The sequence below is a fragment of the Peptostreptococcus stomatis DSM 17678 genome, assembly GCF_000147675.1.
Taxonomy (GTDB): Bacteria; Bacillota; Clostridia; order Peptostreptococcales; family Peptostreptococcaceae; genus Peptostreptococcus; species Peptostreptococcus stomatis.
Window position 1 is genome coordinate 24,514 of sequence record NZ_ADGQ01000073.1, and the last position, 23,264, is coordinate 47,777.

25 protein-coding genes are annotated in these 23,264 nt (G+C 37.9%); 12 read left to right on the forward strand and 13 right to left on the reverse strand.

Annotated elements, in window-relative coordinates:
- Positions 1 to 11: 11 nt before the first annotated feature.
- Positions 12 to 1,088 (reverse strand): DNA integrity scanning diadenylate cyclase DisA, encoded by a 1,077-nt coding sequence (gene disA, locus HMPREF0634_RS08910; RefSeq protein WP_007791283.1) that lies wholly within the window; start codon positions 1,086 to 1,088, stop codon positions 12 to 14.
- A 1-nt stretch (position 1,089) separates the two neighbouring features.
- A complete protein-coding gene (gene radA / locus HMPREF0634_RS08915) occupies positions 1,090 to 2,469 on the reverse strand; it encodes a DNA repair protein RadA (protein ID WP_007791323.1) in 1,380 nt (459 codons plus the stop codon).
- Positions 2,470 to 2,721: 252 nt separating this feature from the next.
- On the opposite strand from radA, the gene HMPREF0634_RS08920 reads away from it, so the two are divergent.
- From HMPREF0634_RS08920 to dnaB, 9 genes are all read left to right on the forward strand, one after another.
- Positions 2,722 to 2,940 (forward strand): PspC domain-containing protein, encoded by a 219-nt coding sequence (locus tag HMPREF0634_RS08920; RefSeq protein ID WP_007791354.1) that lies wholly within the window; start codon positions 2,722 to 2,724, stop codon positions 2,938 to 2,940.
- A 236-nt stretch (positions 2,941 to 3,176) separates the two neighbouring features.
- Entirely contained in the window at positions 3,177 to 4,421 is a 1,245-nt protein-coding gene (locus HMPREF0634_RS08925) for a Fic family protein (protein ID WP_007791327.1), read from the forward strand.
- Between the two features lie 67 nt (positions 4,422 to 4,488).
- Positions 4,489 to 5,487, forward strand: a complete 999-nt coding sequence (locus HMPREF0634_RS08930) for a CobW family GTP-binding protein (RefSeq protein WP_007791304.1) — start codon at positions 4,489 to 4,491, stop codon at positions 5,485 to 5,487.
- 116 nt (positions 5,488 to 5,603) lie between these two features.
- Complete coding sequence (locus tag HMPREF0634_RS08935) at positions 5,604 to 7,529, forward strand: elongation factor G (RefSeq protein ID WP_040565969.1); 1,926 nt, start codon at positions 5,604 to 5,606, stop codon at positions 7,527 to 7,529.
- 332 nt (positions 7,530 to 7,861) lie between these two features.
- Complete coding sequence (locus HMPREF0634_RS08940; RefSeq protein WP_007791360.1) at positions 7,862 to 8,227, forward strand: BlaI/MecI/CopY family transcriptional regulator; 366 nt, start codon at positions 7,862 to 7,864, stop codon at positions 8,225 to 8,227.
- A 144-nt stretch (positions 8,228 to 8,371) separates the two neighbouring features.
- A complete protein-coding gene (locus HMPREF0634_RS08950) occupies positions 8,372 to 9,412 on the forward strand; it encodes a DUF2232 domain-containing protein (protein ID WP_083799415.1) in 1,041 nt (346 codons plus the stop codon).
- The gene (locus HMPREF0634_RS08955; protein ID WP_007791278.1) at positions 9,402 to 11,417 is read left to right on the forward strand and encodes a DHH family phosphoesterase; all 2,016 of its coding nucleotides are present in this window, start codon (positions 9,402 to 9,404) and stop codon (positions 11,415 to 11,417) included. The genes HMPREF0634_RS08950 and HMPREF0634_RS08955 overlap by 11 nt, the downstream gene beginning before the upstream one ends.
- Positions 11,418 to 11,864 carry a 50S ribosomal protein L9 gene (rplI, locus tag HMPREF0634_RS08960; protein WP_007791264.1) on the forward strand — a complete coding sequence of 149 codons (447 nt, stop codon included), beginning with the start codon at positions 11,418 to 11,420 and terminating at the stop codon, positions 11,862 to 11,864. It abuts the gene before it with no gap.
- A gap of 139 nt (positions 11,865 to 12,003) precedes the next feature.
- Positions 12,004 to 13,341: a replicative DNA helicase gene (gene dnaB, locus HMPREF0634_RS08965; protein ID WP_007791330.1), complete on the forward strand. Its 1,338-nt coding sequence runs from the start codon at positions 12,004 to 12,006 to the stop codon at positions 13,339 to 13,341.
- Between the two features lie 298 nt (positions 13,342 to 13,639).
- Here the strand turns inward: dnaB and HMPREF0634_RS08970 are convergent, their stop codons facing one another.
- The 6 genes from HMPREF0634_RS08970 to HMPREF0634_RS08995 all read right to left on the reverse strand — a co-directional run bounded on the left by HMPREF0634_RS08970 (position 13,640) and on the right by HMPREF0634_RS08995 (position 17,939).
- Complete coding sequence (locus tag HMPREF0634_RS08970; protein WP_007791275.1) at positions 13,640 to 14,629, reverse strand: ATP-binding protein; 990 nt, start codon at positions 14,627 to 14,629, stop codon at positions 13,640 to 13,642.
- A gap of 4 nt (positions 14,630 to 14,633) precedes the next feature.
- Complete coding sequence (locus HMPREF0634_RS08975; protein ID WP_007791271.1) at positions 14,634 to 15,683, reverse strand: DnaD domain protein; 1,050 nt, start codon at positions 15,681 to 15,683, stop codon at positions 14,634 to 14,636.
- A 17-nt stretch (positions 15,684 to 15,700) separates the two neighbouring features.
- Positions 15,701 to 16,180 (reverse strand): 23S rRNA (pseudouridine(1915)-N(3))-methyltransferase RlmH, encoded by a 480-nt coding sequence (gene rlmH, locus HMPREF0634_RS08980; RefSeq protein ID WP_040565975.1) that lies wholly within the window; start codon positions 16,178 to 16,180, stop codon positions 15,701 to 15,703.
- 29 nt (positions 16,181 to 16,209) lie between these two features.
- Positions 16,210 to 17,010 (reverse strand): MBL fold metallo-hydrolase, encoded by an 801-nt coding sequence (locus HMPREF0634_RS08985; protein ID WP_007791350.1) that lies wholly within the window; start codon positions 17,008 to 17,010, stop codon positions 16,210 to 16,212.
- Positions 17,011 to 17,211: 201 nt separating this feature from the next.
- On the reverse strand, positions 17,212 to 17,373 hold the full coding sequence (gene rd, locus HMPREF0634_RS08990; protein WP_007791314.1) for a rubredoxin: 162 nt from the start codon (positions 17,371 to 17,373) through the stop codon (positions 17,212 to 17,214).
- A 104-nt stretch (positions 17,374 to 17,477) separates the two neighbouring features.
- Entirely contained in the window at positions 17,478 to 17,939 is a 462-nt protein-coding gene (locus tag HMPREF0634_RS08995; RefSeq protein ID WP_007791289.1) for a Fur family transcriptional regulator, read from the reverse strand.
- 292 nt (positions 17,940 to 18,231) lie between these two features.
- Between HMPREF0634_RS08995 and HMPREF0634_RS09000 the strand changes: the two genes are divergently transcribed.
- The 3 genes from HMPREF0634_RS09000 (at position 18,232) to HMPREF0634_RS09010 (ending at position 20,828) form a co-directional block, all read left to right on the forward strand.
- On the forward strand, positions 18,232 to 19,212 hold the full coding sequence (locus HMPREF0634_RS09000; RefSeq protein WP_007791357.1) for a metal ABC transporter substrate-binding protein: 981 nt from the start codon (positions 18,232 to 18,234) through the stop codon (positions 19,210 to 19,212).
- Between the two features lie 162 nt (positions 19,213 to 19,374).
- Positions 19,375 to 20,043: a metal ABC transporter ATP-binding protein gene (locus tag HMPREF0634_RS09005; protein ID WP_007791362.1), complete on the forward strand. Its 669-nt coding sequence runs from the start codon at positions 19,375 to 19,377 to the stop codon at positions 20,041 to 20,043.
- A complete protein-coding gene (locus HMPREF0634_RS09010) occupies positions 20,043 to 20,828 on the forward strand; it encodes a metal ABC transporter permease (RefSeq protein WP_007791336.1) in 786 nt (261 codons plus the stop codon). The genes HMPREF0634_RS09005 and HMPREF0634_RS09010 overlap by 1 nt, the downstream gene beginning before the upstream one ends.
- Before the next feature lie 83 nt (positions 20,829 to 20,911).
- Here the strand turns inward: HMPREF0634_RS09010 and HMPREF0634_RS09015 are convergent, their stop codons facing one another.
- From HMPREF0634_RS09015 to rpsF, 5 genes are all read right to left on the reverse strand, one after another.
- Positions 20,912 to 21,664: a DUF3169 family protein gene (locus HMPREF0634_RS09015; protein WP_040565972.1), complete on the reverse strand. Its 753-nt coding sequence runs from the start codon at positions 21,662 to 21,664 to the stop codon at positions 20,912 to 20,914.
- A complete protein-coding gene (locus HMPREF0634_RS09020; protein WP_007791295.1) occupies positions 21,657 to 21,872 on the reverse strand; it encodes a helix-turn-helix transcriptional regulator in 216 nt (71 codons plus the stop codon). The genes HMPREF0634_RS09015 and HMPREF0634_RS09020 overlap by 8 nt, the downstream gene beginning before the upstream one ends.
- 257 nt (positions 21,873 to 22,129) lie before the next feature.
- Complete coding sequence (gene rpsR / locus HMPREF0634_RS09025; RefSeq protein WP_007791339.1) at positions 22,130 to 22,357, reverse strand: 30S ribosomal protein S18; 228 nt, start codon at positions 22,355 to 22,357, stop codon at positions 22,130 to 22,132.
- Between the two features lie 20 nt (positions 22,358 to 22,377).
- Positions 22,378 to 22,821 carry a single-stranded DNA-binding protein gene (locus tag HMPREF0634_RS09030; RefSeq protein ID WP_007791269.1) on the reverse strand — a complete coding sequence of 148 codons (444 nt, stop codon included), beginning with the start codon at positions 22,819 to 22,821 and terminating at the stop codon, positions 22,378 to 22,380.
- A gap of 14 nt (positions 22,822 to 22,835) precedes the next feature.
- Complete coding sequence (rpsF, locus tag HMPREF0634_RS09035; RefSeq protein WP_007791292.1) at positions 22,836 to 23,126, reverse strand: 30S ribosomal protein S6; 291 nt, start codon at positions 23,124 to 23,126, stop codon at positions 22,836 to 22,838.
- Positions 23,127 to 23,264: the final 138 nt, after the last annotated feature.

Consider the following 23,264-nt stretch of genomic DNA (forward strand, 5'->3'; position numbering starts at 1 on the left):
GGATGATAATATTAAATTTGTCTATCCAAAACTGCCAATCTCTTCATTTTTATAAGTCCATTTCTAATATAAGTAGCCCTTATTTCACCAATTCCGTCCACTTCATCAAGTTCTTCTATACTGGCTTCTAGTATATCCTGGAAGCTTCCAAAATGTTCTATAAGATTATCTATAATTCCTTCTGGCAATTTATGGATCTTGTTCAGTAGCCTATAACCCCTAGTTGTGGTTGGCTTGTCCAAATTTTCGTTATAGCCTGAAAAGCCCATAATTTTTGCTATTTTACTTAGATCGACTAGTTCTTCATCTGAAAGGGCGCTCATCTTCTTTTTAAAGTTCTTTTTGCTGACGTCCTCAAATACATAATCTTTTATTATCAAATCCTGGTCATCTCTTGTCTTACCAATTAATTGCTCATACTGACTCCTGATTAAGACACCTTCATTTCCTAGGGCTAGTAGGTACCTCTCCATCACTCCTGTAATCCTCAATACCATCTCTACTTTTGACATGGCAAAGACTACGTCATATATGGTTACCATATCTGCAAACTCTAGGGCATTTAGGTTCAATACGGCCTGCTCCTGGGAAGCCTTGGCCCTTTCTAGTGTTTGGAATGCCTGGTTGGCTTTTGAAAATAGGGTTGGTGTATCCTGGACTACATACTTCTTCCTATCCTTGTATATGGTTATAATAGACCTTCTCTGTGATATTGCTATCACTATAGACTTGGTCTGCCTGGCAACTCTTTCGGCAGTCCTATGCCTGGTACCTGTTTCTGTAGTAGATACATTTGGGTCCGGCATCAATTGGGTATTAGCAAATAGTATCTTTTCTATATTCTTATCCAATACTATGGCCCCATCCATCTTGGCCAACTCATATAGGGATGACGGAGTATAGTCTGCATTTAGCTCAAACCCCCCATCTACAAGGGATAGGATTTGGTCGTTTTCAGCAACTACAATCAGACCTCCTGTATTGGCCATCAGGACATTGTCTAGACCTCTTCTAAGGGGTGAGCCTGGTGATATCATTCTCAATATCTCATCCATTTCATCATTGGTAAAAATATCAAACTTATCCATACTAACCTCCCAAAACTTCACGTATGGCCTGTCTTAGGTTGTATACAGGCACCAATTCAATCCTATAATCCTTCTTAAATTCGTCCAGGTAGTTACCCTTAGGTATTACCATCTTTTTAAAGCCCAGCTTTTCACATTCCATAATTCTTTTTTCGATAAAACTCACTGTCCTCAACTCACCAGTCAGGCCTATCTCTCCAGTTACCACCACACTGGCATCTACTGGTATATTCCTGAAACTTGATGCTATAGCTAGGGCTATACCCAAGTCCATTGAAGGTTCATTAATCCTTAGTCCACCGATTATATTTACAAAAACATCCTGGCTCTGGACCTGCATACCTATTACCTTTTCCAAGACTGCCAGTATCAGGGCCACCCTGTTGTTGTCTACACCTGTTGTGGTCCTCCTAGGATAACCAAAGTTTGTAGGTGCTACCAATGCCTGTAGCTCTAGTAGCATGGACCTGGTTCCTTCTACTGTAGATACAATTACTGATCCCGACACATCATTTGGCTTTTCTGCTATTAGGACCTTGGATGGGTTCTCCAGTTCTACTAGGCCATCTGACTTCATTTCAAATACTCCCAGCTCATTTGTAGACCCAAAACGGTTTTTTACAGCCCTTAAAAGCCTATAGGTATTGTATCTTTCTCCTTCAAAATACAAGACCGTATCCACCATGTGTTCTAGTAACTTTGGACCTGCCAGGGCCCCCTCTTTAGTTACATGTCCAACTATAAAGGTTGATATTGACTTGGATTTGGATATCTTCATAAACTTGGATGTACCTTCCTTTATCTGGCTTATGGTACCTGGTGCTGAGTTTATCTCCGGTGATATCATAGTCTGTATGGAGTCAACTATGACCATGTCCGGTTCTACTTCTGCTATTTGTAATTCAATAGCTGCAAGGTTATTCTCCGTATATATGTATAGGTTGTCTGACGAAACCTTGAGCCTCTTGGCCCTCATCTTTATCTGGCTTTCACTTTCTTCTCCCGATATATATAGGACCTTCTTGCCTGTTTCTGCCACATTGTTGGATACCTGTAAAAGTAGGGTAGACTTACCAATACCCGGATCTCCCCCTACCAAGACCAGTGAGCCTGGTATCACACCACCACCCAGGACCCTGTCGAGCTCTGGTATACTGGTAGAAAACCTCTCCTCCCTCTTTGGAGCTATGGAATTTATCTTGACTGGCCTGCTAGTTGACCTAGATGCCTGCCTGGCCAATGATTGTTGCTTTGGAGTCATTTTTTCCTCGATTTCCTCCACAAATGTATTCCATTGCAGGCATTCTGGACACTTGCCCAGCCACTTAGGGTTTTCATAACCACAGTTTTGACATACGTACTTAGATTTAACCTTTGCCATAAAGTTTAACAACACCTCCTTAAATCAACCTTAAAGTATACAATTCATCATTTTATTATATCATATTTTTCTTATTGTATGTATCTTCAGTATTTTTTCATTTTGAACTTGTTTTTTTAAAGTTTAGATAGCCTGGTCTAAACTTTACTTGCAATATATAACAGGCACTTTTTCTTGAATAGACCTTTAAAATATGCTATATTTAGGTAGATAAGGTGACTGATGAAATTAGTTCTTTCAAGGAGGTCTAAAATGTACAACAATAATGAAAAAAGATATTTGAGAAAATCTAGATCAGACAAGATGATTGCAGGTGTATGTGGTGGCTTGGCTAAGTACCTGGGTGTTGATTCTACCATGGTAAGGTTGGCTTGGGCTATATGTGCAGTCTTCGCTGGAGCAGGCCTATTATTATATATACTAGCAGCTATAATCATACCTTATGAATCAGACTACTATAACCAGTACTAGGATTTTATCCTAGGTGATTTTTAAGGCTAGATTTTTTGGACAAGAATATACCCTTTCTTTTAAAAACGGACGCTTTTAGCGTCTTTTTTTATAAGAGTTTACTATCTGAAACTAGTCTTAGCCTAATATAAATCACAAGAAAACATTTTCTTATAATTTATATTATATTTTTTGTATTGTATATTCTATAATACGCTTTTTTGATATATAATATTGGATATAAAGGGGGTATTATTATGAAATATAAGAAGTTAGAAATTTTAACATATGAAAGAGCTGATATAGATAGGGAATTGTGCCTACGAAAAAATCCATATCTGACTACTTTTTTGAACTTTACTATAAATCCCATAGTTAGGGGGGAAAAAATCACCAACCAGGTATATGAACTTTTTTTCAATCAGATACCACCTATAACAAGCCTATCAGAAAAAATCATGAAACAGTCAAGTCAAATTAAAGACTTAAATAATAGTATACCGGATATAGCTGGGTGGGCTGTTATAAAGAAGGTTTTGATAAATGAGGTTCAATCCAGCAACCTCATAGAAGGTCTTGCATCTAGTAAAGAAGAACTAAGAACTGCCCTAGAGCCTGATTCTACCCCAAAAAATAATCGCTACTATTCTATAATCAATGCCTATCATGAGATTATTACTAGCGAAGATATATACATAGATACTCCTGTGGATATAAGAAAACTTTATGACCGTATTTTTGATTCTAGTCCAGATATTGATACCTGGCCTGATGGGGGCGTGTTTAGAAGGGAACCTGCTTATATATATAATGGGCTAAATAAGGTCCATACCGGTATTAAAGGGGAGGAGAACATTGTACTTGAGATAGAAAAATTGATAGAAATTATGAACAGACAGGATATCAATTTCATTTCTAAGGCCTGTATATGCCACTACATATTTGAATATATCCACCCATTTTATGATGGAAATGGCCGCCTGGGTAGATTTCTAATGTCATCCTACCTAAAGAGAAAGTTGGATATTTTTACTGCTATTTCTATATCATATAGTCTTAAGGACCTAAAAAACAAGTACCGTGATATGTTTTTAGATATCGCAAAAAAGAAAAATTATGGGGAGCTTACCCACTTTGTATGGGAAATGATGGAGATAATATACGATGGCCAGACCAAGGTTAAAAAACTCTTATCAGACTCCCTAAATAAATTAGAATATATAGAAGAAAAGATAGAGTCCTTAAATATGGATGAACTATCAAAAAGCATCCTCTACCTATATTCACAGGCATATGCTTTTGATGAAGATGGAAGGCTAACAGATAATATGCTTATCGATTACTTAAGAGCTGATGGATATTCTAAGCCATACTCTAAAAGACAGATTAGGGATGCTATCTCATCATTGGAGGAAATGTCCTACCTAAGCCTGGTTAAACGAAGACCCCTAATCCACGAGCTTAGTGACTATATAAAGAGCGATATATATGAACTTGACTAGGATAGGCTCCTATTTTTAAAAAACCCTTATTTAAGGGAAATTCAAGCTGTAAATTTGGAGGATAATTATGAAAAAAACTAAGATAAATATAGTGTCAGGCTTTTTAGGATCTGGCAAGACCACATTCATTAAAAAATTAATCAAGGAGGCTGATGACTTTTCCAAGACTGTCATCATAGAAAATGAGTTCGGAGAGGTAAGCATAGACGGGGCCATCCTTGAAAGAGAAGGCCTGTCTGTCAGAGAGATAAATGCAGGTTGCATATGCTGCTCTGTAGCTGGAGACTTTGCCTCCTCTATAAACGATATTAAAAAAGCCTTTGATCCTGATAAAATCCTGATAGAGCCCTCTGGTGTAGGCAAGCTATCTGATATAAAGGCTATTTGCCTTAAATATCCAGACCTATTTGAGATAAACCGATCTATCACTATTATAGACGCTAGTAAGTACTCAATGTACAAGGTCAATTTTGGGGACTTTTATCTGGATCAAATTAAAAACTCTGACACCATAATCTTCAGCAGGTATAGTCAGGCCAAGGAGGCTGGTATAGATATAGGTCAAATCATAGCTGATATAAAGAAAGAAAACGACCAGGTCCAGGTTATCGACTCAGAGTGGGATGGCTTTAGGGCCACAGACCTATTGGAGTCTAAAATCCTCGAAAGCAGGGAAGGTAGACTAAAAACAGCCCAAGATAGGCTGGGACTCTTTAACAGTAATGGACACCACCATGGTACAAATACCGGGGATGACCATTCTCATGATGACTCTTCTTGCCATGACCACCATCATGATTCTGCTGATGAATTCACCAGCCTAACCCTTACTGTCAACAGGACTTTCTCCAGGGAAGACATCCAGGCCCTTTTAGAAGCTTTTGACACAGGCCTATATGGAACTATTATCAGGGCCAAGGGAAGTCTTCCTGGCCAGGTAAAGGCCTTGGAATTCGACTATGTTCCTCAGGAAATGTCCATTCGTGACCTTGACCAAAAAGGTGACCACCATGTGGTCATTATAGGAAAAGACTTAAATTCGGAAGCGCTTTTAAAAGTTTTTTAAATTTTCTGTCTTTAAAAAGGGTTTTCACCTAACTTTGTAGAATTATATAACAATTGGCCTTGCGTGAGACAAAAAAAATACGCATGCAACAAAAAAATAAGAAAGTGGGTGCTTGTATGAAAATCTATAATAGCGAGAAGATAAGGAATATTGCGGTGTTAGGGCATAGCGGTTGCGGTAAAACTAATTTATTAGAAACTATCGCACATGCCGCAAATGTCAACAAAATCCCTAAGCTAAGCAATAATGTACAAATGACTTACAGTATGAGTCTAATGCCAGTTGAGTATGAAGGTTTCAAATTCAACTTTATAGACACTCCTGGTTATACAGACTTCACTGGAGATGTAGTAACAGCCCTAGCAGCCAGTGATGCTGCCATAATTGTTATTGATGCCACTGACCCTATGCAGGTAGGAACTGAAAAGGCGCTAGAATTGACAGAGGGTATACCAAAGTTCATGTTTATCAACAAGATAGACAACGAAAAGGCTAGGTACAAGGATGTTATCGAAATGCTAAATGAAAAATTCGAAAACAAGATAGTACCTATGATATCTCCTGAATTTAAGGATGGAAAATTTGTAAAACTTCACAATGTTTTCGAAAATTATGAAGGTCTAGACCAGGAATTTAAACTTCAGGCTAAACAGTCATACGATGCCTTGATGGAACTAATAGCAGAAACAGATGACAACTACCTTGAAAAGTTCTTCGAGGGTGAAGAATTAACTAATGAAGAAATCAAAAATGGTATCACAATCGGTATAAAGAGGGGTGATATCATACCGGTAATTTCAGGTTCTACTATCAACAATATAGGTACAGCTGAGATTTTGGCATCTCTAGAAAACTATATAGACCCTACATATGTTGACCAGGCTAGTCCTTTCAAGGGAACAGTATTTAAGACATTTATAGATCCTTTCGTAGGAAAGATTTCATACATTTATATAACTCATGGTTCTATCTCCAAGGACAAGGAGGTTTTCAACCTAAGGTCTGGAAACAAGGAAAAAATCTCCAACATCTACACTATCCGTGGTGGTGAATTGATAGAGCTACAGGAAGCAAATGCAGGTGATATCATAGTAGTTACAAAGGTTGCAGGCCTAGCTACAGGTGATACTATATCATTTAACAAGGATGCAGAGGTCGAACTGGAAATCAACTTCCCTAAGCCACAGATATACTTTGCTATAGCTCCTAAAAACAAGAACGATGAAGACAAGATGGCCAATGTCCTAACTAGGTTGGTTGGAGAAGACCCAACTCTTCACTACTATAGGAACAACGAAACTCACCAGGCCCTAATTGGTGGCCAGGGCGAGCTACACATAAAGACTCTTGTAAACAAGATGAAGGACAAGTTTGGTATAGAGGTAAGCCTAGATGACCTGAAGGTTCCTTATAGGGAAACTATCAAGGGAACATCAGATGTAGAAGGTAAGCACAAGAAACAGTCTGGTGGTCATGGTCAATATGGTCATGTAAAGATCAGGTTCTCTAGAAGTGAATCAGAATTCGACTTCTCTGAAGAACTATTCGGTGGTTCAGTACCTAAGTCTTATGTACCAGCAGTAGAAAAGGGTCTAAAGGACTCCATGCTAAAGGGTGTATTGGCTGGTTACCCTGTAACAAATATTAAGGCAGTCCTATATGATGGTTCATACCATGATGTAGACTCTTCAGAAATGGCCTTCAAGATGGCAGCTTCTATAGCCTTTAAGAAAGGTATGGAAGAAGCTAAGCCAGTCCTTCTTGAACCAGTTATGAAGCTGACTATTACTATTCCAGAAGAGTACATGGGAGATGTAATGGGCGACATGAACAAGAGAAGGGGTAAAATCCTGGGTATGGAATCAAATGGTAAGGGCAAGCAGATATTAGAAGCTCTAGCTCCTCAGGGAGAAACTTTCAAGTATGCCATCGACCTTAAGTCTATGACTCAGGGTAGGGGATATTTCGAAATGGAATTTGATAGCTATGCAGAGGTTCCATCTAGCTCGGCTGAAAAAATAATCGCAGCAGCAAATGCTTAAAAGGTTGATATAAGCCCTACTCATAGATTGAATATACTAGTTTTTGATTTGGACTCCCCCTTGTGGGAGTCCTTTTCTAGCGATTAAATATTTTAATACTAAGGTAACTAAATATTTATTTTCTATGGTAATTTGACCCTTTTTGTAAATTTTATATATTAAATTTGTATATATTTTATTTTTTTATGTTTTTTTTATTTATAGTTTTTTATAAAAATGTTATAATAAGAGTAGATATATTTGCAGATGTAATACAAATCTTACATTCTACGTGTGGACTTCTAATGGTAGAGTCCTACTAAAATATCAATAATTTTTTAAGGAGGAGCAAAATGAGAGGTTTATTAACAAAATTAAGCGACAGAGAAGAAGATGTAATGTCAATATTATGGAACACTGACAAGTCTCTTACTGCGACTGAAATTTTCCACTGCAATGAAGAAATCAGCAAGAATACTATTCAAGTTGTGTTAAGAAACTTGTTAAAGAAAGAGTACATCAAGGTTAGCGACGTGGTTTACAGTGGAACTACCCTATCTAGGAGCTACACCTACCTAATTACTGCTGAAGAATACGCTGCAGACCAGCTACAGGCCTTAAAGAATTCAACTTTTTCTTTTTCACATACTGCATTTTATGAGTATATGAAAAAATATGGTAATCAGGATATATTAGATGGTATTAAGAAAAATGCATAATATTTAATCTCTTGAACAGAATAGTTCTATACAAAGGCGAGGGACTGGACATAAGACCAGTCCCTTGCCTTTTTGAATTTACATTATAAGCACTAAATGATATAATATATTAGATAACCACTATGAATCGGAGGTGATATTATATTGGTTAATGATACAAATAGAAAAACGATAATAAACCTGTCCATGTTGGTCTTGTGCCTGCTATTTATTTCCTTAGCTAGCATAGACCCTTCTTTAGCCTTTTTATCCATAGTAGCAGTTATACCTATGGTCTTGATAGGCATGGAGGCAAATCCGATATTTTCACTTTCGGCAGCCATACTTATGGTTTCCCTGGCTTTTTTACTGGGTGGCCTACAATTTGCCTTGGCAACAAGCTTGATGTATGTACTGCCTGGTCTAATTTCTGGCATATTTATATCCAACGAAAGTTTTGTAAGTGTGGATAGGGTTAGATTTAAAATAAGATTGCAAAAGGGTGATGACATTTATAAGTTTGCATCCTTGAAGATCTTTCTCTTATCTGTAGCATTTTTTGCTGTTGGTCTACTTGCCTATACAGCTATACTTAAATACTACTTTAATCTTGACCTGGTCAAGAACCTACAAACAGATATAAACACCATACTGGATTTATATAAAAAGAACTTGACTGCTGAGGAATATGGGGCTATAAAGGATGCAGGTTTTATAGAATTTATATCCAATTCCAGCAGCCTATACCTGCTTATTACCTATATTAAGTCTATAATATTGGCCTTGATAGCCTACTACATATGCATCCCTCTTTCCAGGCTTGCATATAAGGAAAAGATACACAATATTCCTGTTGACAGTATCTTCCTACCAGGTAGGCCGGTCTTGGTGCTTTTTGTGACACTTGTAAGTCTTTATGCTATAAACTTGTCCTTTCCAAACCTGGACCTAATGAGCGTAATAAACAATTTTATCCTGATTATGAACTTACTCTTCTTCTTGGAAGGAGTCTCCTTGATAGTATTCCTGGTGAAGAACTGGAAGCATATCAGAAAAGAAGTAAACATGTTGATTATATTTGTAATAATAGTATTTATGGGCATCCTACCAGGCATAGGAATCCTGGGTATGCTGGACAATATGCTAAACTACAGGCAAAGATGGTATTCTAATTCGGAAGGTAGGGGTGATAACTATGGAAAATAAAAATAAAAAATCAAGCTTATTCTCCTATTTTTCTTACCTGTACTTTGCGGTTATATTCCTCATGTCAGCCTATATAACTTATAAGAACCTGGCTTTGGGAATAGGATCTTTCTTGGTTTTAATAGTCCTGGTTCTTATATATATAAATAAAAAGAAAACGGACCTAAAGAGATGGCGTGATAGGGTTCAGAGTGCTTCTTTCAATTTTAGTAATTTGACAAAGAGGTCCCTACTCAACCTACCTATCCCCCTATGTATCTTGGAAATGGATGGTACCATATCTTGGGCTAATAAGTACTTTGACCTTATGGTGGGCCTTGAAGAAGGGTCTACATCTATAGGTGACAACCTTGAAGATATAGTTGGGGAAATAACCCTTAGGAAGGTCCTGGATGAGTCAAAAATCATGGAGGATGAATTCATCTACAAGGATAGGTCCTATACACTTAGGTACTGCTTTACTAAAACAGATGACAAAAGCCAAACTGGACCTGAGTTCAGGATAGTAATGTACTGGCTAGACCATACTGACCTAGACCAACTAAGAATAGAGCTTGATAACAACAAGCCAGCTATTATGGTTATAGAAATAGATGGCTACGATGATGTAATAAAGAGTACTCCTGAAGACAACCAGTCCTTGATCAGGGTGGATATCGAAAAGATTATATCCAAATTAGAGGACGAAACCGAGGGCCAGATAGAAAAGCTAGCCAATGATAAATATGTCTTGTTTACTAACAAGATGGCCATTAAAAAATTAGAAAAGTGTAAATTCCCAATCCTCGACGAGGCCAGGGAAATAGATAGGGATAATAGTCTTCCTGTCAGCCTTAGTGTGGGGGTTGGATACGATGGAAAGACAATAGAAGAAACCGGTAAATTTGCCTCTGGTGCCATAGATATGGTCCTGGGTAGGGGTGGAGACCAGGTTGCTGTAAAGAATGGAGATGGCTATAACTTCTTTGGAGGCAAGTCCAAGGGCTTTGAAAGAAAGACCAAGGTTAAGTCCAGGCTAATAGGCCATGCCTTTAGGGAAATTGTCAGCCAAAGTGACGATATCCTAATTATGGGTCACCACTATCCTGACATGGACGCTATGGGTGCTGCTGTAGGTGTATTTGACATATGTAAGTCATATGGCAAAAAGGCCCACATAGTACTGGATGAAGTCAATGAGGCTGTGGAGATCTTTGTAAATAGGGTAAAAGAAGAAAAATACTTTAAAGATATTTTTATAAGTCATGAAAGGGCCATAGACATGTGTAAGAGCAAGACTCTGGTTGTTGTGGTCGATACACACAGGCCTAGCTATACGGAGTGTCAGAAACTCCTTAATCTATCAAACAGGGTAGTAGTAATAGACCATCATAGGAGGGGGGTTGAATACATAAACGAAACAATCCTTCTATTCCATGAAATCTATGTATCCTCTACCTGTGAGATGGTCACTGAGCTAATCCAGTACACTGATTTTGACATAAAGATACACAAGTTAACAGCCGAGGGGCTTTTGGGCGGTATCTACCTTGACACGAAGAATTTTGAATTCAAGACAGGGGTAAGGACCTTCGAAGCTGCTTCCTACCTTAGAAATCTTGGAGCAGAAACCCTATCCGTTAAGAAGTTCTTCAACTCATATGCAGAAGACTTCCTGGTAAAGGCTGAAATTATACAGAGAACTGAAATAGTAAAGGAGAGAATCTGTATATCCTATGCCAGGGCTGAAATAGACAATATCAATATTATCATAGCCAAGGCTGCAGATGAACTCCTAAATATCAAAAATATAGAGGCCTCATTTGTACTGGGTATGAGGGGTGATACAGTCTTTATCAGTGCCAGGTCACTGGGAGACATCAATGTTCACATCCTAATGGAAAAAATCGGTGGCGGTGGCCATATAGATATAGCTGGTGCCCAGCTTAAGGATGTAAGCCTATCCCAGGCCTACAATATGGTCAAAGACATAATAGAAGAATACTTAGAGGAGGAAGAAAAATAGATGAAGGTTATTTTATTAAAAGATGTAAAGGGAACTGGTAAGAAGGGTGAAATAAAGGAAGTCAGCGATGGCTATGCGAGAAACTTCTTACTTAAAAAGGGTGTTGCTGTAGAGGCTAACCAGGCCAATATGAAAGAATTGGATGAAAAGTCCAAGTCTAAGGAAAGAAAGGCCCTTATTGAATATGAAGAAGCTGTCCTACTAGGTAAGCAGATGGAAAATGTCAACATCCAAATAGAAGTAAAGTCAGGTGAAGGCGGAAGATTATTTGGTTCTATAACTTCCAAGGAAATTGCTGAACAATTAAAAAAGCAGAAAAATATCGACATAGATAAAAGGAAAATCCTTATGGATGAACCTATAAGAACTCTAGGTTCAACACTTGTTGAAATCAAGCTTCACCAGAAGGTTATAACTAAGATTAGGGTGGACGTAAAAGAAAAGTAGTAAAATACGGAGAATTATAAATATTTAGCGAGGCTTGGTCCTCGCTAAATTTAAATGGTTAGGATTATAACTTGGTAAGGCCCTTAGAGACCCTACCTAGCTAGCCCTACCCTACTAAACTATAAGGAGGATAATAAGCGTGGCAGAATTAATGAAGACTCCCCCCCACAACCTTGAATCAGAGCAGTGTGTAATAGGGTCTATAATCGTGGAAGAAGAAACCCTAGTCCCTGTTGCAGAAATATTGGACAGAGAAGACTTCTATATAGATGCCCACAAGGTAATCTATGACTCTATGATAGAATTGGGTAACGAAAGAAAGCCTATAGATATGATTACCCTAACAAACAGGCTAAAGGAGAAGGGTTACTTGGACCAGGTGGGTGGTGTAACTTACCTTACATCTATAACCAACATGATACCCACTACGTCAAATGTCAAGGTATATGCAGAAATCGTCAAGAAAAACTCTACCTTAAGAAAGCTGATAAAGGCTTCAAATGACATTATCAGTATGGGCTATGAGGCAAGTGATAGCCTTGATGATATCCTAAATGTTGCTGAAAAGAAGATCTTTGACATCTCACAAGACCGTATGAGTCAAGACTTCAAGCCTATCAGTGAGGTCTTGACCAGTGTTACAGCCATGATTGAAGAAGTCTACAGTAAGGGTTCAGACATAACTGGCCTGGATACAGGATTTATAGACCTAAATAAGAAGCTTGGTGGTTTCCACAAGAGCGACCTTATCCTTATAGCAGCTAGACCTGGTATGGGTAAGACTGCCTTCGCCCTAAACTTAGTAGCCAATGCAGCCATTCGGTCTAAGTCCAGTGTGGCCGTATTCAGTCTTGAAATGTCTAAGGAACAGTTGGTTCAGAGGCTCTTATCCTCCCAGTCCAATGTTGCCTTAAACAATATTAGCAAGGGTAAGATAGCAGATGATGAGTGGAAAAAACTTACAGATGCCATGACAGTCTTGTCATCATCAGATATATTCATAGACGATACTCCTGGTATCAAGGTATCTGAAATCAGGTCCAAGTGTAGAAAGCTCAAGATGGAAAAGGGTCTGGATATGATAATGATAGACTATCTCCAGCTTATGGAGGCAGATGGACGTGCTGACAATAGACAGCAGGAAGTGTCCAAGATATCAAGGTCATTGAAAATCTTGGCCAAGGAAATGAACTGTCCTGTAATAGCCCTGTCTCAGCTATCTAGAAATACAGAAAGTGGTAAGGACCATATGCCTAAGCTATCAGACCTTAGGGACTCTGGTGCCATAGAGCAGGATGCTGATATAGTAATGTTCATATACAGGGACGAATACTATACAAAGATGGAAACAAAGAAAAAGGACCTTGCAGAAATAATCATAGCCAAGAACAGGCACGGTGAGATCAGTAATATAGAATTAGTCTGGATAGGCAAGATACAAAAATTCTCCAACAAGTTAAAGACAATCAATAAGTAAAACACTATATATAGATTTTGTTAAAAAATAATACATTTAGACTCTAGATGTATTATTTTTTTATCCACTTTTTCCACTACTAATGAGTATATCTTATGAACTAGGTTAATAATAAAGGTCCAAAAATGCCAAAAAAATAGACTTATTCACAGAAAATATGTTCTTTTCAACAGATTTTTGTGGATAAGTCTCTATTTATCTGTTAATAGCTTGATTTTATAGCCTTTTTTCCCCCTTTAAATCCACAAAGTTATTAACATTTCCTGTGGATAAAACCCATAAAAGTTTGGGATTATTTTCACCTAAATCTTAGATCACTCCCATAAAAATCATAAATATGGAAATTTCCGACTATTCTAGAAAGTGTTCTATCCGTATACAGATTTCCTATATGTGCTATATCTAGATTTGTAGAAATAATTACTTTTTTTCTAGAATTCAGCCTAGAGTTTAATATATTGAATAATTCTGCACTGGTAAAGCTATTTATCAACTCTGTCCCAAGGTCATCTATAATTAGGAGGTCACAGTTAAACAGGTTCCTATAATTTTCCTCATCGCTATCAGTATAGTATTCAGTCTTGAACTTGTACCTCTCTATTATATCCATCAGGTTAAAGGCCGTCTGATAGATTACGGTATAGCCCCTATCCATTATTTGCTTGGCTATACAGCTACATAAGAAGGTCTTCCCCTGGCCAGTTGGTCCCCTAAAAAGTAGGTTGTTGTCAGCCTTGTTGGCTGCCTGCTTGTCAAAATTGCTTATATATTCCTGGACACTATGGAAGATATTCTTTATGTTCTCCCTAGGACTCAAGTCATAACCTTCTTCTGGCTGGTCGGAGAATATACTAAAGTCAAAATTATCAAAATTATCCTCACTCAGTATTTGCTTAAGGTTGGACATTTCATAGGAGTCGTTTAATATCTTTTGTTTTAGGCACTTGCACTGGCCTCCATCTTCCAAAAAGCCCGTGTCCTTACATACCTGGCAGTCGTATTCCATGGCCATATAGTCTGACCCTATCCCATTAGCATCCATAAGGTCTTGTTTTTGTTTAATCAGGTCTTCCTGTTTAACCTCAAGGTCTCTTATAGTCTGTCCACTTGGGTCTGTCAGTATAGACTTGGTCATTTCTATACCCAGGGCCTGTATCTGCCTATTTAGTTGGGCAAGCTGGGGATACTTACTATATATCCTTTCTAGCCTGTCTTCCAGCTGGGCTGCATGAAGGTCCCTCTTATCCTGGTATTCCTTCATTATATTTCTCATCTTCTCACTATTCATACAATCACCTGTTCTTGTTTATTTCTCTTACCAGTTTATTTATCTCATCATCACTGTATTTGTCAGATATATTCTGTGTAAAATTGTGGAATTTGGTTAAAGTGCCGGCCTTTGTACCAGGCTTTTTTGAATGCCTGGTCTTGTTTTTCTTGGACTTGGCAAATTCTTCCTCATCCCTTTCTAGGTCTTCTATGGTAGAAATTCCCTTACTATGCCAGGACCTAATTATAGAGTCAAAGTACTTTATATTCGGGTTGGATGTATTAATAGACTTATGGCAAGCCCTCAATACCAGGTCTAAAGGCATCTTGTAGTCATAAAACCACCTATCGATTGCCTCTTTTTCACCTGCAGTTGCCGTCCTATTAAAACCTAGGGCCTTAAATACAGCCTTGTAGTTTTCCAACCTTTCCCGCCTCAAATTATCCTGAAAACTTAAGTCCTCTAGGTTAGTGATGGACTGATCGAACCAAGACCTTAAAATTCCTATAATATAATTTACTGACTTTATCTTACCATGGTCAGCTATAGACCTCTCAAAGGCCTCTACAACCAACTGTGGTGACATATTATACTTCTTGCTGGCATCTAAAAGGTCGATTTTTTCATTTGGTGTCAATATCCTGCCAGCCAGGTCTTCAATCCTATTGTACATAGATACATATTCTATAGAGGACACCTCATTTACTGTCGAATCTAGACTATCCTGGTGGCCATCTTTCTTATCCCTTATCAGGGTCCTTATATGGTCTGCCTTTATATCCAAAAATTCTATAGGCATCTTGCCATCTATACTGTGAATTTTGACAGCTCCCATATTTTCCCAAAACCCCCAAGCCTCTACAACCTCTTGCTCACTTATACCAAGGGTGGATGCTATAACCTCATTGGTCAAGTCACCCCTATTTAAACCATTATTAAAATAAGCCTCCCTATAGGCCAAGAGATATATTTTTACCTGGTCGCCACTGGCTATGGGCATAAACATATCAAAAAATATGCTAGGTATGCTTATATCGCTATATGTTTCATCTTCAATTGTCTTAAAAAACATAGGCTAATCTCCTTTCCTTACTTGTGATAGGGTTGGCCACTATTTATCCTGAAGGCCCTGTATAGTTGCTCTAATAGTATCAGCCTCATAAGTTGGTGGGGGAAGGTCATCTTTGAAAAAGATAGCTTCATGTCAGCCCTGTCCAAAACTATGTCGGCCAGGCCAAGGGACCCGCCTATCACCAGGTATATATGGCTAGTACCAACCAGGCTCAACCTGGAGATATGGTCTGCCAGGTCTTCAGATGACATCGACTTACCATCTATAGCCAGGGCTATCACATAGGCCCCATCCTTTATCTTGGACAAGATAGAAAGCCCCTCCTTGTTCTTGACCATGGTCATTTCCTTGTCACTTAGGTTTTCTGGTGCCTTTTCATCACTTACTTCTATTATTTCTAGCTTGCAGTAGTTGGATAACCTCTTGGAAAATTCATCTATGCCAAGCTTTATGTATTTTTCCTTTATCTTTCCTACAGATACAATACTAATCTTTATCATCTTTACCCCTTATCTTCTATATCGGCCTACTTACTTACCTGGTATACCCTTGATATATCATCCCTCATCAAGATTTCCAGTTCTACATCCTTTCCAATCTTCATTTGATTTTCTGTCAATATATGGTTGGATGTCTCATAGGCCAGGGCTGGAAAATTATTCTCCCTGCTCAGGTGGGCTAGGAGGATTTCTTCAGTCCCATTCTTTATCAGGTCAACAGCAAACTTGGCAGCATCCTCATTGGATAGGTGGCCTGTATTAGACATGACCCTCTTCTTTAGGGCATAGGTATAAGACCCCATAAGGAGCATTTCCTTGTCATAGTTAGACTCCAAAACCACCAACTTTGATCCCAGTATATTTGCCCTTACATCCTCGGATATATGGCCTGTATCTGTTGCTATAGACAACTTCTCTTCCTTCTCATTAAATAAACTAAATCCCACCGGATCAGCCGCATCATGGTTGATAGAGAAGGGCTTAATACACATGTCTCCTAGGTCATAGGCCTTATCATTGTCAAATATCATAACATTTGACTCCTTGATTTTTCCAATCTTGGATTCAAGTGCCAACCAGGTTTTATAGTTGAGGTATATGGGTAGGTCGTACTTCCTAGATAGGACACCCAGACCCTTTATGTGGTCTGAATGTTCATGAGTCACAAAAATACCCCTCAACTTGCTTATATCTACATCTATATTTTCAAGCCCCTTGGAAATTCTCTTCCCACTCAGGCCTGCATCTATTAAAATATTTGTATCCTTGTAGCCAACATAATGGCAATTACCACTGCTTCCGCTACCGATAGAACAATATTTGAGCATAAAAACCCCCTTTTCCCTTATATATAATTCATAATACCATTATAAATCAAAAGCCTAATTTTATCCACAGAACATTTAAAGTAAAAATTTATGTACGCAAATTTATTTTCCCTATTATCAACCGATAAATAGACTCCTATCCCTGTCTAATAAAAGAAAGGGCTAGAGAACAATCCCTAGCCCTTCCATATTTTGTTTTTATTAGTCCATTACTGAGAAATCTTCCTTAGTAACTCCGCAATCTGGACATTCCCAATCGTCTGGAATATCTTCGAATGGAGTACCTGGAGCTATACCTGAATCTGGATCACCTATTTCTGGATCGTAAACCCAACCACAAACATCACATACATACTTTTTCATCTTAAAAATCCTCCTAAATATTTACTAAATTAATTTATTTTTTATCATTTGATGTTAGTATTATACCCACCAAGCAATATAAATAACAGTTTCTAAATAAAAAATCAATCATTTTCCATGTTTTTTATACAATTTGGACAAATTCCTACAAATTCAAGGTTGTGGCCAACTATTTCATAGCCGGTTTTAGCAGATATTTCTTCTATTATATCCTCTACAGGACAAGTTTCCACATATGTTGATTGACCACATAACTTACATGTCAAGATATGGTGGTGGTAGTCCCTACAAAGTTCATATATACTATTTCCATCCAACAAGATCTGCCTGCTTATGATCTTAGCATCGACCAAGGCTCCCAAAGCCCTATATACGGTAGACAGGTTGATCTGTAGGGCCTTCCTAAGCTCTAGGTATATATCTTCAGCTGTCATTGGCTTGTCTGAATGCCTTAGACAGTTTATTAACTCCATCCTCTTTTTTGTAGTTTTTAGGTTTGCTGCCTTTAATAGGGCATCATTTTCCTTCCTGTGGTTATCCTTGGAACAAGAACAAGTATTTATCATAGAGACCTCCTTTCAAACGCTATACATTTTTAATTATATCATATTAGGCTGATAAAAAACCTCCTCAAAGAATTAAATAAAAAATATTCTACCAGGTCATGGCCTGGTAGATCTCAAAATATATCTATTTACCCTTATAATCATAAATGCAAAAAAATTGCAATTGATTATTGACAAATCATTTCTAAAAGTCTATACTCTAAATAGATTTATGAAAACGCCAGGCTTTTGCGTTTACATTTTTATTTTTAGATTACTTATAATAATATAAACCTAGTATAAGGAGGATTTTATGAAGAAATTAGGACTTAAATTATCTGCAGTCCTACTAGCTACATCTTTTGCCCTAGCAGGGTGTACAGGGGGCAAGACTGCAAACACAACAGAAAAGAAGGATGGAGGCAAGATAAAGGTCTATGCGAGTTTCTATCCAATGTACGACTTTGCTAAAAAGATTGGTGGAGACAAGGTAGAAGTTACCAACCTAGTTCCAGCCGGAACAGAACCCCACGATTGGGAACCATCAGCCAAGGACCTGGCCAAGATATCAGAATCTGACATCCTGGTATATAGCGGGGCTGGTATGGAGTCTTGGATAGACAAGGTTGACCAGGCAACAAAGGGTAGCAAGTTGGTAAAGGTTGAAGCCTCAAAGGGCATAGACCTGATAAAGTCTGAACACCACCACGACCATGAGGATGCCAAGGAAAAAGACCACGAAGATGCTCATGAAGAACATGACCATGGCGAATACGACCCTCATGTATGGCTGGCACCACAAAATGCCAAAATCCAAATGAAGAATATTAAGGATGCCTTGGTAAAGGTAGATCCTAACAACAAGGACTATTATGAAAAGAACTTTGAAACTTATTCAAAGAAGATAGATGACTTAGATAGCAAATTTTCTACAAGCTTGAAAAATACAAAGAGCAAGAATATAGTAGTATCGCACGAAGCCTTTGGTTACCTATGCAAGGCCTACGGAATCAAGCAGATTGGTATAGAAGGCCTATCACCAGATTCTGAACCTGATGCAGCCAGGATGGCTGAAGTAACTAAGTTTGCCAAGGAAAACAAGGTAAAGTATATCTTCTTTGAAGAACTGGTTAGTCCTAAGGTGGCTGAAACTATAGCCAAGGAAATAGGTGCCAAGACTGCTGTACTTAATCCTCTAGAGGGCCTATCAGAAGACCAGTTAAAGGCAGGAGAAGACTACTTCTCAATTATGGAATCTAACTTAAAAGTATTGTTAGAAGCATTGAATGCTTAAGCAAATTGCTGTATAATTATAAATGAAAACATATGAGAGGCGTTATTTTTTAATAATGCCTCTTTGATTTAAAAATATATTTGTATCAATCTTATGTTGATTACTTATAAATAATGTAAGGGTAGGTTAGGGCAAGACCTTAACCTATATAGGGTAGGAATCGTGGATAAAATAATAGAAATAAAAAATATGTCCTTCAAGTATGACAAGGACTATATATTAAAGGATATCAACCTGGACGTATTTAGGGGGGACTTTGTCGGCATAATAGGACCAAATGGAACAGGTAAGAGCACCCTGCTAAAATTAATCTTAGGCCAATTAAAACCAAATTCAGGCTCTCTTAACCTATTTGGAAGTCCAGCCTGGTCATGCAAGAAGACCGGTAGGGTTGGATATGTGGCCCAGGTTGGTCTATCCAGGGGTATGGACTTTCCAGCCACAGTCGGGGAAATAGTCATGCTCAATATGTATAAGGAGGTTGGCCTGTTTAAGTTTCCCAAAAAAGAGCATAGGGAGGCTGTCAAAAAGGCACTTGATACAGTTGGCATGTTGGACTACATAAATAAAAGTTTCTCAGACCTATCAGGTGGCCAGCAGCAGAGGGTTATCATAGCCAAGGCCATAGTCAACCAGCCTGAAGTCTTAATCTTAGATGAGCCGACAAGTGGAATAGACCACCAGTCAGAAGAAATCCTCTACCAGCTACTAGACAGGCTAAACCAAGAATACAATATCACAATTTTGATGATATCCCACGACCTGAAAAAGATTAAAGAGCACTCTAACAAGTTGATAGAGCTGGACACTTTTGAAAAGGAGGCCAACTAATGTTTGAATACGAATTTATGAGAAGGGCCTTCCTAGTGGGCCTACTCCTGGCTACCATAATCCCTTGTATAGGGACTATAATTGTCTTAAAGAGACTATCAATGATGGGGGATGCCCTGTCACATACATCCCTGGCTGGTGTGGCAGCTGGTCTCTTGATAGGGGCTAACCCTATAGTTGGGGCCATCATCGTTACCCTGGTAGCAGGCTTTGGTATAGACTTTATCAGGAAGAAGTTCCCCAAGTACTCGGAAATATCAATAGCCATCACCATGTCGGCTGGTATAGGTCTAGCAGGTGTACTATCAGGTTTTACAGACAGTTCGACTGGTTTTAGTAGCTTCCTATTCGGTAGTATAGTAGCCATCACAGACTTTGAACTCTACCTGGTTGTAATCCTGTCTGTATTGGTCATGCTTACCTTTATCCTCCTATACAAGGAGCTAAGGTACATAGCCTTTGATGAAGATGGGGCCAGGTTGATAGGTATACCGGTCAAGACAGTCAACTTTATATTTACTATTTTGACAGCCCTAACTATATCAATAGCATCCAGGACAGTCGGTACCCTTATAGTATCATCTATAATGGTAATACCTGTGGCATGTGCCATGAAGCTTACTTCCAGCTATAAGATGACAATCCTCTTGTCTATCCTGTTTGCCCTAGTATTCACTTCAATTGGACTTAGCCTATCCTTCTATGTGGGTCTAAAACCTGGAGGAACCATAGTCCTATCCGGAGTCCTTACCCTTATACTACTAATGATATTTAAAAAAGATTAAGAAAATATAAAAAGAAGGTCATACCCCAAGTATTTAAAAATAGGGTTCGACCTTCTTTTTATCAAATTTTTAAGTTAACTTTTTTACTTGGCTTTTTCTAGCTTGATACAGTAGTAAACATAGCTAATGTTCATTGTCGCCATTACAGCTAATAAAGTAAATACCAAGCCTAGGTTTATATCTATAATTACAGATAGGAATAGGAGGCCTATTGTTAGGCCAAAAATCAACTTAGATGTTGTTTCATAGGCCTTAAAACCTGCCTCATGCATAATAGACTTTTCCCTCTCATCAAAGCTGGCAATCAAATCCTTCTTAAAGCTCATATCATATACATCCCCACGTTTTTCAGGGTAGGCTTTTTTCATATCTTCAACCATTCTATTCTGTAATACTGCAGAAACTATTACAACAAGGAAAAGAGTAATAAGTGTTGCCAAAGTTTGCCACCTGTGTGGATTTAATAAGATTACTTTTGCTGCTGGTATCAAAAGTATAAAGCTAGTCATCATAGCAAGGCCAGTTGCACCCATAGCCATTGACATAATATCCTCGTCATATACCTCATCCTCCCTGGCTACAGATTCAATAAATCTCTTCCTACCTATGCCCGCTAATACAAGAGTTATAACAAAAATACTTAAATTAGTAATGGCATATATCTCAAAAGCATATGTCTCTATGAACTTACCTATATTAAGTATACCATTATGTATAAGGTCAACATTACCACTAGTTACAAATCCGATTATACCACCTATAACAGCTCCAACACACATATATATTATTAACCATACAAAACTCTTTTTCTTTTTTTCTTTACTTCTTTTAGTCATTTTCTTCATCCTCCTCATATATAAATATATCCTCAACATTTACATCGAATAATTTTGCCAACTTTAGGCATAGGGTAATTGATGGGTTGTAGTCACCCCTCTCAATTAAACTAATAGTCTGTCTTGACACATCAACTAATTTACCCAATTCTTGTTGATTAATCCCCTTCTGAGCCCTATATTCTTTCAACTTGTTCAATAGTGGCATGACCCTCCTCCTTTTCTACTAACTTGCTTGTAATCAATAGCCTGCAAAATATGTTTATCATATAGTTACTCTTTGTTTTTAAATATTTGACAAATATCTTTGTCATTATTATAGGGTATGACAAGTATTCTTGTCAATACTTTTTTGACAACTTTTTTTGTCATTTTTTTAAAAGCCTATAAATTTATTTTACATAAAAAAAAGACCACTGGAAATCCAGTGGTCTAGGTTATGTTTACTCTATAGATTTTTTACTATTACTCAACTGTGTATGGTAAAAGTGCTACGTTTCTAGCAAGCTTAATTGCCTTTGTAACTTCTCTCTGGTGCTTAGCACAAGTACCAGTGATTCTTCTAGGAAGAATTTTACCTCTTTCAGTAACGTACTTTTCTAACTTCTGTACGTTCTTGTAATCTATTTTAGTGCTTTTGTCAGCACAGAACTGACAAACTCTTTTCTTCTTACGTCTTTTCTTGTTTATCATGACTTTCACCTCTCCTCTTATTAAAATGGAACGTCGTCGTCATCAACAGCAGAGAATTCAGAAGGACTTACTACTCCACTTGGTTCAAACTTAGGAGCATCATACTGATCCCCATCATTTGACATATTATTGTTCATAGCAGAACTCTTGCTTTCCAGTGCCTGTATATTACGACCAGCGACCTTTGTGAAGCTTCTCTTTTCTCCATTAGGTGTTTCATACCTATCAACCCTGATAGATCCCTGAACACCTACTAATCTTCCTTTTGTTACATAGTTAGCACAAAATTCAGCAGGCTTACCCATTATCTCTACAGGTATAAAGTCTGTAGTAGTAGAGCCATCCCTATTTTTGTAATCCCTATCAATAGCCAATGTAAATGTGGCTACTGGTGTACCAGATCCTGGAATATATCTCAATTCTGGATCCTTAGTTAATCTTCCAACTAAAACAACATTATTCATATTAACACCACCTATTAGTTTTCTTCCTGTGCAACTATGACATGTCTTATAACATCTTCACTTATCTTTAATCTTCTGTCTAATTCCTTTGGAAATTCTACATCAGCCTTGAAATTCACAAGTGTGTAAACACCATCTCTGAACTTCTCGATTGGATAAGCTAACTTTCTACTTCCCCAAACATCAATTTCACCAACTTCGCCCTTAGCTTCAGTTATGATATTCTTGATTGAGTCTAGTACCGCCTCTCTTGCTTCATCATCAAGTGTTGGCTTTACAATATAAAGTACTTCATAAGCTTTCATTCTTTTCACCTCCCTTTGGACTATACGGCCCCGAGAACTTTCGGAGCAGAGACGAGAACGCTTAAATTCTCATACCAAAATATTTTACACTATTTACAGACATTAGTCAATAGATTTACACCATTTAGTTGTATATTG